The 11,761-nt window shown below is 70.1% G+C and carries 9 protein-coding genes and 1 pseudogene; 6 read left to right on the forward strand and 4 right to left on the reverse strand.

Translation table 11 applies throughout. The annotated features are described in order from the left end of the window. Positions 1–15: 15 nt before the first annotated feature. Positions 16–1,272 carry a class I adenylate-forming enzyme family protein gene (locus C8258_RS09770; RefSeq protein ID WP_106954863.1) on the reverse strand — a complete coding sequence of 419 codons (1,257 nt, stop codon included), beginning with the start codon at positions 1,270–1,272 and terminating at the stop codon, positions 16–18. Between the two features lie 94 nt (positions 1,273–1,366). Then, complete coding sequence (locus C8258_RS09775) at positions 1,367–2,161, reverse strand: enoyl-CoA hydratase/isomerase family protein (RefSeq protein ID WP_063007327.1); 795 nt, start codon at positions 2,159–2,161, stop codon at positions 1,367–1,369. A 65-nt stretch (positions 2,162–2,226) separates the two neighbouring features. Here C8258_RS09775 and C8258_RS09780 point away from each other — a divergent pair, with 65 nt between their 5' ends. After that, the gene (locus C8258_RS09780; protein ID WP_106954864.1) at positions 2,227–3,264 is read left to right on the forward strand and encodes a glutathione S-transferase family protein; all 1,038 of its coding nucleotides are present in this window, start codon (positions 2,227–2,229) and stop codon (positions 3,262–3,264) included. Positions 3,265–3,318: 54 nt separating this feature from the next. Here the strand turns inward: C8258_RS09780 and C8258_RS09785 are convergent, their stop codons facing one another. Both C8258_RS09785 and C8258_RS09790 read right to left on the reverse strand, forming a co-directional pair. Then, the gene (locus C8258_RS09785; RefSeq protein ID WP_106954865.1) at positions 3,319–3,747 is read right to left on the reverse strand and encodes a VOC family protein; all 429 of its coding nucleotides are present in this window, start codon (positions 3,745–3,747) and stop codon (positions 3,319–3,321) included. Beyond that, the gene (locus tag C8258_RS09790) at positions 3,668–4,603 is read right to left on the reverse strand and encodes an AraC family transcriptional regulator (protein ID WP_106954926.1); all 936 of its coding nucleotides are present in this window, start codon (positions 4,601–4,603) and stop codon (positions 3,668–3,670) included. The genes C8258_RS09785 and C8258_RS09790 overlap by 80 nt, the downstream gene beginning before the upstream one ends. Before the next feature lie 162 nt (positions 4,604–4,765). On the opposite strand from C8258_RS09790, the gene C8258_RS09795 reads away from it, so the two are divergent. The 5 genes and pseudogenes from C8258_RS09795 to C8258_RS09815 all read left to right on the forward strand — a co-directional run. Next, the gene (locus tag C8258_RS09795) at positions 4,766–5,512 is read left to right on the forward strand and encodes a hypothetical protein (RefSeq protein ID WP_106954866.1); all 747 of its coding nucleotides are present in this window, start codon (positions 4,766–4,768) and stop codon (positions 5,510–5,512) included. Beyond that, complete coding sequence (locus C8258_RS09800) at positions 5,509–6,438, forward strand: ATP-binding cassette domain-containing protein (protein WP_106954867.1); 930 nt, start codon at positions 5,509–5,511, stop codon at positions 6,436–6,438. Before C8258_RS09795 ends, C8258_RS09800 begins: the two co-directional genes overlap by 4 nt. Next, positions 6,435–7,229 carry an ABC transporter permease gene (locus C8258_RS09805; RefSeq protein WP_233224974.1) on the forward strand — a complete coding sequence of 265 codons (795 nt, stop codon included), beginning with the start codon at positions 6,435–6,437 and terminating at the stop codon, positions 7,227–7,229. Before C8258_RS09800 ends, C8258_RS09805 begins: the two co-directional genes overlap by 4 nt. A 73-nt stretch (positions 7,230–7,302) precedes the next feature. Next, positions 7,303–11,289 (forward strand): ABC transporter ATP-binding protein, encoded by a 3,987-nt coding sequence (locus C8258_RS09810; protein ID WP_106954868.1) that lies wholly within the window; start codon positions 7,303–7,305, stop codon positions 11,287–11,289. A gap of 168 nt (positions 11,290–11,457) precedes the next feature. Further along, positions 11,458–11,761 (forward strand): annotated as a pseudogene (locus C8258_RS09815) (hypothetical protein); the annotation flags it as partial.

Genomic DNA, 11,761 nt, shown 5'->3' on the forward strand with positions numbered 1-11,761 from the left:
GGCGCACCGCATCGGCTATCCGGTGCGGTGGACCAGACCGTCGGTATCGATGCTGACCTGATTTCCGGTGTGGAACCAGCTGCCCGTGAACCGCGATTCGGTGGTCTGCGGGTCGTTCCAGTAGCGCGGGGTGATATTCGGTCCGCGACAGAGCAATTCGCCGCTACCGACCCCGGCCCGCGGACCCCACAGCGCCAATTCCGTACCGCCGAACGGGAATCCGAGAACGTCGCGGCCGGGCGTCGCGCCGCTGTCCACCCGTGCCAGTCCGATACCGCTGGTTTCGGTCGCACCCCAGACCGACCACTGCCGGGCCAGCGGGAACACCTCGCGCAGCGCCTCGGCGACGATTTCCGCGGTGCCGGCGTCGGTCGCGGCCAGTTCGGCGCGATGTCCCGCACTGCACACCTGGCGCACCCCCTCCGCCCGCAATCCGGCGAGTTCGGGCAGCAGGCCCGCGAAGATGCGAGGCGTCGCGGCCACCATATCGATGCGTTCGGCGACGATCGTCTCGGCGATCATGGCGGGGTCCGGGGCGAGGACGACCGTGCCGCCCACGGCGAAGGTCGGCAGCAGTTGATCGACGCAGCCGCTCGCGTGGGCCAGCGGCATCAGGACCAGATTGCGCAATCCCTCGGTCGGCAGATCGAAGGCCCCCACCACCGAACGCACCGCCGACAGCAAATTCTCGTTGGTCAGCTCGACACCGCGCGGACCGCCCGGCGCCTCCGAAAAACCCTGGCCCGCAGCGCCGCTGGTGTAGCACAGCAAGGCGAGCTCGGTCAGCGAGGCGCCGTCGTCGATGAAGGCCGCACCGTCGGGGAAGTCGGCGTAACCGGCTTCGGCGCCGCCGCCGTCGAGGACGAAATCCGCGCAGCTGTCCGCGATCACCTGGGCGGCGACGGTATCGGGCAGTCCGTCGTGCACCAGCACCGGCACCGCACCGGACAGCAGGGCGCCGAGGAAGGCCTGAACCCAGCGCGCACCCACCGGCATCCGCACGGCAACCCGGTCGCCGTAGCCGATTCCGTGCTCTTGCAGCCCGCCGGCGATCCGGGAAGCGGCATGCCACAGCTGCCGGTAGGTCAGCCGCGGCCCGCCGATTTCGACGACCGCCTCCCGGGCCGAGAACGCGTGTACCTGCACATCGAGTAGTTCGGTGAGGGCCGGATTCAGATTTCCGTACCGCAGCACGCCGTCGGCTCCGCGAGCAAGAGGGTTGCCGCACCACGGATTTCGCGTCTGCGGATATTCGATCAGAAGCTGCGTCATCAAGTCCCTCCGGATGCCTCGATCTACAGGCACCTGTGACTATATGACGCAGATCACAATCGTGGGGCGTTAGGCGACAAAGATGTCCGAGCGATCACCGCCCGGTGTAGCTCGCCTTCCCCGGGCCCACCTCGAGGAAGCTGCGCACCGCACCCCGCAAATCCTCGGTGTCGAACAGTTCGCCGGAGACCTTGGGCGTCACCGAATCGGCATGTTCCACGCCGCCGGACCGCCAGGCCTCGATGATCTGCTTGGTGGCCGCGTGCGCCCGAGTCGGGCCGTCGGCGAGGCGGGCGGCCAGCGCCCGGGCCGCGGCGTCGACATCCTCGTGCACCGCGTTGACCACACCCCAGTCGGCCAGGGTGGCCGCGTCGTACAGGTCACCGGTCATGACCAGTTCCCGGGCCCGGCCGGAACCGGCGCGCTCGGCCAGTCGCTGCGGGCCGCCCATCGACGGCGTCAGGCCCACGACCGTCTCCACCAGCCCGAACTTGGCCTTCGGCGCGGCCAGCAGGATGTCGCAGGCCAGCGAGATCTCGAAGGCGGCGGTCAGGGTGAGTCCGTGGGCGGCGAAGACCACCGGGCACGGCAGCGCCTCGACCGGGTGGATGATGCCCTGGAACAGGCGCTGCCACAGCTCGGCGCCCTGATCCACGCTCAATCCGTCGAATTCGTGGACGTCGACACCGCCGGAGACCACCTTGCCCTCGGCGCGGATCAGCAGCGCCCGCGGCGGGTTCGCGGTCAGCTCGGCGAGATCGGTGGCGAGCGATCCCAGCAGCGCCGAATCGAACAGGTTCAACGGCGGATGGTCGATGGTGATGATCGCGAGCTGGGCGCCGGCCTCGGTCTCGGTCCGCTCCAACCGGGTGGGTTTCGAATCGCTCATCGGCCGAATCTATCCAGAAGGGGACGTCACCGGTACCCCGGCCACCGGTCTGCCAGACTGGTGCGGTGGATACCTCGCCGACCGAGAACGCCGGTTCGAACACCGCGACCTATGTCGAGCCCGGCGAATTCAAGCGCGACACGAACTACATCACCACCCGGATCACCGCCGACGGCCGCGACGGCTATCCCGTCGAACCGCAGCGCTATCGGCTGATCGCGGCGCGGGCCTGCCCGTGGGCCAACCGCACCCTGATCGTGCGGCGGCTGCTCGGGCTGGAACAGGTGATCTCGCTGGGATTGTGCGGGCCGACCCACGACAAACGCAGCTGGACCTTCGACCTCGATCCGGGCGAGGTGGACCCGGTGCTGGGCATCCACTTCCTGCGCGATGCCTACCTCGCGCGCGATCCGGAGTATCCGCGCGGCATCACGGTCCCGGCGGTGGTGGACGTGGCGACCGGACAGGTGGCCACCAACGACTACCCGCAGATCACGCTCGACTTCTCCACCGAATGGACGCAGTTCCATCGGCCGGGGGCGCCGCAGCTGTATCCCGAACCGCTGCGCGCCGAGATCGATCAGGTGAATCGGCGCGTCTACACCGAGGTCAACAACGGCGTCTATCGCTGCGGCTTCGCCGGCAGCCAGGACGCCTACGACGCCGCCTACGACCGGCTGTTCACCGCGCTGGACTGGCTGTCGGAACGGTTGAGCGACCAGCGCTATCTGGTCGGCGACACCATCACCGAGGCCGATGTGCGGCTGTTCACCACGCTGGTGCGGTTCGACCCGGTGTATCACGGCCATTTCAAGTGCAATCGGAACAAGCTGACCGAACAGCCGGTGCTGTGGGCGTACGCCCGCGACCTGTTCCAGACCCCCGGCTTCGGCGATACCGTCGATTTCACCCAGATCAAGCGGCACTACTACGTCGTGCACAGCGATATCAATCCGACCGGAATCGTGCCGAAGGGGCCGGAACTGTCGGGCTGGCTCACGCCGCACGGGCGAGAAGCATTGGGCGGCAAGCCCTTCGGCGACGGCACCCCACCTCCGCCACCCCTGCCCGCGGAACGCGTTCCGGCCGCCGACTGGGTCTGATGGTCACCGGTGCACGGAGGCGGTCGTCCGCCCCCGCACCGGGTCGTCGTTTCGTTATGCGGTGGTTCCCGCGTAGGTGCCGAAGCTCCAGAACACGCCCTCGGGATCGCGGCAGGTGAACCCGCGCGAGCCGTAGTCCTCGTCGCGAAGTCCGCGCACGATGGTCGCCCCGGCGGCGCGGGCGCGTTCGAAGAGGCCGTCCGGATCGTCGACGACGATGTACACCGAACCGGTCCCGGGCGGCTGCTCGCAGAGCGCGGAGTCGTCGCGCTGCGAACCGAGCATGATCCCGCCGCCGCCGGGCCAGCCGAGTTCGGCGTGCTGGACCACGTCGCCGGTGCCGTAGCGGGCGACTTCGACGAAGCCGAAGGCCCGTTGCAGGAAATCGATCGCCGCGGGGGCGTCACGGTAGATGAACGTCGGCCACACCGGGGCCGTCGTCGTTGCGGTTTCGGTCGTTGCGGTATGGGTTGTTTCGGTCATGCTCCCAGCCTTTCTCGCTCGGCACCCCGTCGTCTTGGACGAATGGGAACACCTCGCGGGCACGCCACACCGAGGGCGGGCAACCGGCCGATTCGCGCCATTCGCGGGCCATATGGGCCTGGTCGTAGTAGCCGGTCGCGGCGGCCACCTCGGCGATGCTCACCTCGGGGCGGCGCAACAGACGATGGGAGACCTCGAACCGGGTCAGCCGCGCCGCCTCCTTCGGCGTGATGCCGAACTCACCGGTGAATCGCGCGGCGAGATGTCTTCTGCTCCAGCCGATGTCGTGCGCCACCCGGGCGACCGCGGGTGCGCCCGCGGGGTCGGTCAGCAGCCGCCAGGCCCGGCGGAGATTGGCGTCCATCTCGAGCCGGCGCGGATCGAGCGCGGCGACCCGCGCGCAGAAGACCTCGTCCAGCACCGCGAACCGCGCCCGCCAGTCGGAGGTCGCGGCGATCCGCTCACGCACCCGCTCGGCGTCGGGCCCCAGCAGATCCGACAGGTCGACGATCCACTCCCCCAGTTCACCGGCCGGAATTCCGAACAGCGCCCGCGCACCCAGCGGTGTGACCGCCAACTGGATGCCGTGCTGGTAGCCGTTGTGCGCGATCAGTGTCGGTCGCAGGGTCAGTCCGCCGGCCAGCGCGTCCCAGCGGCCTCCGGCCTGATCAGGATGGGAGGACACCGGCACATCGATCGGTTCGCCGATGGTGAGGATCACGGTGATCGTGGTACTCGGCATACCGACGTGCACGCCCGGGTCGAAGCCGTGCAGGAAATATCCGTCGTAGCGGCCGAGGTAGGGCCGCAACGACGGGGCCGGCAACCGGCGCGCTCCCGCGGAGACACCACTCACCTCCTCCACGGTAGGCGTCGCGCGGGCCCGGCGGAACCGGACCCGGGCGCGATTCGTTGCACGGTCGACGGCCGTATCGGCCACCGTCGCCGACTTCGTCCGCGGCCGTCGGACCGGCACCACTAGAGTTTGTGCCGACCGGACGAGAGGGGTGCGTTACCGATGTTCGACAGCGGCGTGGAAAAGGCCGTGCGGTCACTGCTGGACAACGGGGCACAAGTGCAGGCTCCCGCGGTCGCGAAGTACGTCGACCGGTTCCGCCGATCCCATCCGGGCGAGAGTCCGGCCCAGATCCTCGACCGGCTCGAGAAGATCTACCTCACGACCGTGACCGGCAGTGGCACCGCGGTCGGCGCCACCGCCGCCGTCCCGGGTGTCGGAACCCTGACCTCGCTCGCGGCGATGAGCGCGGAAACCACCTTCTTCATCGAGGCCTCGGCCGTCTTCACTCTCGCCGTCGCCGCCGTGCACGGCATCGCCCCCGAGGACAAGGAACGCCGGCGCGCGCTGGTGCTGGCGGTGGTGCTCGGCGAGAGCGGTATGGAGATCGTGCAGCAGAGCGTGGGCCATTCGGCCAAGAACTGGGGCACGCTGCTGGCGGAGCGGATACCGGGCATCAAGGGAATGAACGAATCACTGATGAGGCGATTCGTCGTCCAGTTCATCACCAAACGCAGCATGCTCATGTTCGGCAAGGTGCTGCCGGCCGGAATCGGCGCGGCCATCGGCGGATTCGGTAACCGGGCACTGGGGAAGAATGTGATCGCCAACTCGCACAAGGCATTCGGGCCCGCGCCGATGCGATGGTCCGGCGGTACCGCGCACGGCACCGTGATCGACGCGGATCCGCTTCCGGCACTGGGTGATCCGGACGGCACGGCCTCCGGTTCGACGGCCGAGCAGCGATGAGCGCGGCCCGCTCGCTCGCCGTCTCGATCAGCGGACTGCACAAGCAGTTCGAGGGTCTCGTGGCCCTGCGCGACGTCTCGTTCACCGTTCCGGCCGGCACCACCGCGGCCCTGGTCGGCCCGCCCGGGTCCGGGAAATCCACGCTCATCGACATTCTGCTCGGATTGCTGCGCGCGGATTCCGGTAGCGCCGAGGCCCCGGGCGGCGGCGGGATCGGCGCGGTACTGCAGCCGCGCGGTCTGCATCCGGCCCGGACCGTGCGAGCCCAGTTGCGGGTATACGCGGCGGCGGCGGACGTGGACGACGATCGGGTGGACGCGATGCTCGCGACACTGCGCCTCGGCGAGGCCGCCACGACGCGGGTGCGCGATGTCTCCGAGGGCCTGCGCACGCGGCTGGCCTTGGCGCAGGCACTGCTCGCGCAGCCGCGCCTGCTGGTGCTCGACGACCCGTTCGACGGTCTCGAATCGGCCGAGCGGGCATGGCTTTTCGATTACCTGCGGGCTCATGCCCGCCGTGGTGGGACCACGCTGTTCACCTCGCAGAGCCTCGCCGCGGCCGTGCCGGTGTGCGATCAGGTGATCGTGCTCTCGGCCGGTTCGGTGGCCTATCAGGGCAGTCCGCGGCGGCTGCGGCGCAACCACCCGGATCGGCTGGTGGTCGCGGCGTCGAGTCCGATCGCGCTGGCCACGACGCTGGCCGCGCAGGGTTTCACCGACGCGGTCATGCGCAGCGACGGCAGGCTCGCCGTCGCCGATGCGTCGCGCAGCGAGATCGAGGCCGCCGCGGCGCTGGCGCGGGTCCACCTGGGCGAGGTGGTGGCCGAATCCGTCCATCCGGATCGGGTCCTGGCCATCCTCACCAAATCGTCCGGAGCGCCTGCCTATCCCGCCCCCGCCCCTGCGACCATGTACGGAACGCGATGATGCTGCCGACCCTGCCCACCGTTCCCGCCGAGGTGAGCCGGGCGGCGACCGCCGAACTCCGCAAGATCACCGCGGTGCGCTCGGGATGGCTGCTGCCCCCGGTGCTCGCGGCCGTCGCCTTCGTCGTCGCCTCGGCGTCCGCGGTGCGCGGCTCGGGTCCGCAACCGCACGAGGCGCTGGCGACCGGGACGGCGACCGTCGGGTTGTATCTGGCGATCGCGGTGGCGGTGGGTGCGGCGGCGATCGGCGGCGCGGTCACCGCGGGCGACGAGTACCGCTACCGCAGTATGGGGCTCACCGCACTGTTCACACCCGACCGAGATGTGCTCTTCGGCGCCAAAGCCGGTGTGACCGCGATCTATTCGCTGGTGCTCGCGGCGTGTGCGGAGGTCGGCGCGGCGGTGGGCCTGCTGGCGTTCGGGCGGCACACCGTCGAATTCGGCTGGCGACTGGTCGGCGTATTCGGCGGTGGCCTGCTCGCGGCGGTGTGCTGGGGCGTGATCGGCGTGGGCCTGGGGTTGCTGGTGCGATCGCCGAATCTGGCTGTCATCGCGATCGCGGGATGGCTGTTCATTCTGGAACCGCTGATCTGGCTGGTCGCCAAGGGGGCCGGAATCGCGGGCGTCGTGGTGCTGCTGCCGGGTTCGGCCACCATCGGCACGGTCGCGGTCGGTTCCTTCCCGGAGAGTCCGTTCCTGCCGCCCAATGCGGCCTCGGCCGTGGTGCTGGTGATCTGGGCCGTCGGCGCCGGGGCGGCCGGTTGGTGGTACCTGCGCACGCGCGACATCTGATCCGCGCGGGATTCACCCGCACGGGGTGCGGGAGACACCGGGTGTCGGGGCCCGTCGGTACCGTCGAATCGACATGAACGACACCGAAACCCTCGACTCCGGATCCGGCCGCGACGCCGGCTCGGCCGCGGCGGCACCGTCCCGTGAGCGGTCCCACCGCGCGCGCGAGGCGGCCCGCGGCGGCTGGCTACGTCGGCTCTGGACCGCGTGCCGAGGCCATCCGCGGGTACTGACCGGCGTCATCGTGGCCGTGGTCGCGGGGGCCGGTGCGGAGGCCGCGGCGCCGCTGGCAGCCAAGGCGGCGTTGGACCGCGCCCGGCTCGGCGAGGTCGGGGCGCTCGCGCCGGTCGCCGGAATACTGGTCGCGCTGGCGGTGGCCCGATTCGCCGCGACCTACGGGCGACGCTGGCTCGCGGGACGGCTGGCGCTGGACGTGCAACACGAGGTGCGGGTCGACCTGCTCACCGCACTGCACCGCTACGACGGGCCGCGGCAGGACCGGTTGCGCACGGGCCAGGTGGTGTCGCGATCGATCAGCGATCTGCAATTGGTGCAGGGCCTGCTCGCGATGGCGCCGCTGTCCGCGGCGTCGCTGCTGATCTTCGCCTTCGCCGCGGTGGCCATGCTGGTGCTCTCGCCACCGCTGGCCCTGGTGTCGTTGCTGACCGTGCCGGTGCTGGCGCTGGTGGTGTACCGGGTGCGGCCGCGGCTGCACGCCGCCACCTGGTCGGCGCAGCAGCGCGCGGCCGACCTGGCCCAGCACGTCGAGGAGACCGTCACCGGCGTCCGGGTGGTGAAGGGCTTCGGCCAGGAATCGCGGATGGTGCGGATTCTGGAGGCGCACGGGCGGCGGCTCTACGCCCACCGGATGCGCGCGGCCCGCATCGACTCCCGGTTCGCGCCTACGGTGTCGGCGATTCCGCAGGCCGGGCTGGTGATCGTGATCGCACTCGGCGGCACGCTGGCGCTGCACGGGGCGATCGGCGTCGGCACCTTCCTGGCCTTCGCTACCTACGTGACCATGATGGCGTCGAGCACCCGCATCCTGTCGAACGTCCTGGTCATGGCACAACTGACCCGGGCCGCGGCCGAACGCGTCTATCAGGTCGTCGACGAGGCGCCGGAGAGCATCGACCCACCCGATCCGCAACCGCTGCCCGAGGGTCCGCTCGGCCTGCACATCCGGGGCCTCACCTTCGGATTCGAGCCCGGCCGCCCGGTACTGCACGATCTCGATCTCACCGTGCGTCCCGGCGAGACGGTGGCGGTGATCGGACCGGCCGGTTCCGGGAAATCGACGCTGACACTGCTGTTGCCACGCTTCCATACGCCGGAGGCGGGCCGGATCAGCCTCTTCGGGGCCGGATCGGACCAGGATCCCGAGACCGCCGGGATCGATATCGCGCGGGTGCGGGCCGCCGATCTGCGCGCGGCGATCGGCGTCGTCTTCGACGAGCCGTTCCTGTTCTCCGACACCATCTCCGCCAATATCGCACTCGGCAAACCGGATGCCGATCCCGAGGAGATCCGGACGGCCGCGCGGACGGCCGCGGCCGACGAATTCATCCGCGCACTGCCGGACGGCTACGACACCGTCGTCGGCGAGCGCGGTCTCACGCTCTCGGGCGGGCAGCGGCAACGCCTGGCCCTGGCGCGCGCCCTGCTCGCCGACCCGCGCATCCTCGTCCTCGACGACGCCACCTCCGCGGTGGACGCCGTCACCGAGGCCGCGATCTTCGACGCGCTGCCCGCTCGTGGCCGCACCACGCTGATCCTCGCGCATCGCGAATCGACCCTGGCCCACGCGGATCGCGTCATCCGCCTGCCCGCACCGAGCGGACGTACGCCGGATCGGAGCGACAACGCCGAGGTCGAACCCGGCGACGTGGTCGAGCCCGGCCCGGGGGCGTCGACCGCCTCGGACCGCACCGAATACGCCTCGGCCCACGCCGACGGCGCCATCTTCGCGCCCGCTATCGAGCCGCCGGCCCGCGTGGGTCCCTCCGGCGCGCCCCAGGCCACACCTGTTTCGACGTCGGGCGCCATCGGCACGCAGCGCCCGAGCCGGCCCGCGCATCCCGCCGCGACGCCGCATTCCGAAGACGTTGTCGCCGTGGCTGATTCGGACCCCGAACCGGATGCGCCGCCCGAGATGCGGGCCGCCCTCGCGAGACTGTCTCCGGCGACCGAACAACCGGGACTCGACGATCGCGAACTGGAACAGCCGGACCCGAAATTCCGGCTGGTGCGATTGCTGCGGCCGGTGCGCTGGCTGCTGGCGGCCGTGATCGCGCTGCTGGCCGTGGACGCGGGCATCTCGGTGGCGTTCCCCGCGCTCACCCGATTCGCGCTCGACGACGGCGTCGGCCAGCATCGCGGCGCCGTGCTGGCGGTCGCGGCCCTCGCCGGGGTGGGTTTGGTGCTCCTGAGCTGGGTGGACGAGGCGGTGGGAACCCGGCTCTCCGCGCGCGGCGGTGAGCGGGTGCTGTACGGGCTGCGGGTGCGCAGCTACGCCCACCTGCAACGACTCGGCCTGGACTACTACGAGCGCGAACTGTCCGGCCGGATCATGACGCGGATGACGACCGATATCGACGCGCTGTCGACATTCCTGCAGACCGGGCTGAGCACCGCCCTCATCAGCCTGGTCACGGTCGTGGGCATCGTGATCGCACTCCTGGTGATCGACGCCGCCCTGGCCGTGGTGGTGTTCGTGGCGCTGCCGCCGCTGCTCGTGGCGACCCTGTTCTTCCGCCGCGTCTCGGCGTCGGCGTATTCGGCCTCGCGGGAACGGGTGGCCACGGTCAACGCCGACTTCCAGGAGAACGTCGCGGGCCTGCGCGCGACCCAGGCCTACCGTCACGAGGCCGAGGCCGCCCGCCGGTTCACCGACTACTCCGATCGGTACCGCCGGGCCCGATTGCGGGCCCAGCGCGCCATCGCGCTGTATTTCGCGTTCGTGCTGGCCTGGGCGGATCTGGCGCAGGCGGCGGTGGTGTACCTGGGTGCCCGTGAGGTGGCACACGGCACCACGACCGCCGGCACCCTGGTCGCCTTCGTGCTCTACCTGAGCCTGCTGTTCGGGCCGATCACCCAGCTTTCTCAGGTCTTCGACGGCTATCAGCAGGCCCGGGTCGGGTTGCGGCGCATCGAAACACTGCTGCACACCCCGTCCTCGATCGCTCCCGATCCGGCCGACGCGGTCGAGATCGCGGGCGGGCTGCGCGGTGAGGTGCGCTTCGACGGCGTCACCTTCCGCTACCCCGACGCCAGAACACCTGCGCTGGAAGATGTTTCCCTGCACATTCCGGCCGGCTCCACCCTCGCGCTGGTGGGTGAGACCGGGGCGGGCAAGTCGACGGTGGTCAAACTGCTGGCGCGCCTCTACGACCTTCCTCGCTCGCATCCGAACGCGGACGAGGCCGCCGCGGCGCCCCACTCCGGATCCATTCGCGTCGACGAGATCGATATCCGGGACCTTCGGCTCGCGCAGTTCCGTGCCCGGCTCGGGGTGGTCCCTCAGGAAGCTCACCTGTTCACCGGCGACGTCGCCGGCAACATTGCATTCGGGAAACCTTGTGCCACATCGGCAGACATCGCCCGGGCCGCCGCGGCGGTCGGCGCGCTCGAGATGATCGAGACACTGCCGCGGGGTATGGCCCAGCCGATCGGTGAGGGCGGGCGCGGGCTCTCGGCCGGCCAGCGCCAGCTGATCGCGCTGGCGCGTGCGGAACTGGTCGATCCGGATCTGCTGTTGCTCGACGAGGCCACCGCGGTCCTCGATCCGGCGAACGAGGAGAAGGTGCTGGTAGCGAGCAGATCGCTGGCACGCGGACGCACCACGGTGATCGTGGCGCATCGTCTGGCGACCGCCGCGCGCGCCGATCGGATCGCGGTCGTCGCGCACGGGCGGATCGTGGAATTCGGCGCGCACGCGCAATTACTGGCGGAGCGCGGAATCTATAACCGACTCTGGGAGGCAGCCGATTCCGACGAAGGAATATTCTCGACACGGGACGAGTCGTCACCTATGAGGCTGGGTCTGTCCGGGGGTCGTTAACCGGACAGTGGCGCGGCGGTGCGCCTACGCGTGGCCGCGCTGGGGCACGCTGTCACGGCTGGGCCTATCCTCAGAAAGGGCGCATCGGCGCACATCGTGCCGATCGACCCGTGCCGGGCACGTCACAAACGTCGCAGCGCGAAGAACGAAATGAGGCGAACACCTGCTGTGAGCAGCTCAACATCCCAGTTCGGACAGAACCAGTGGCTCGTCGACGAGATGTACCAGAAGTACAAGCAAGATCCGTCGTCGGTCGATGAGAGCTGGCATGAGTTCCTCGCCGACTACACACCGGAATCGCCGGGTGAGACAGGTAACAGCAGTCCCGCCGCGTCCGCGCCGACCGCCGCCCCCAGCGCGCCGGCCACTCCGGCTCCGGCCAAGCCGAACGCATCCAACTCCACGCCGAGGACCGCCCCCACCCCGGCGATTCCGGTGTGTAGTCGGCGAGGAACTCATGCCAGCTCTCATC

Source organism: Nocardia sp. MDA0666, from assembly GCF_003023875.1.
GTDB classification, from domain to species: domain Bacteria; phylum Actinomycetota; class Actinomycetes; order Mycobacteriales; family Mycobacteriaceae; genus Nocardia; species Nocardia aobensis.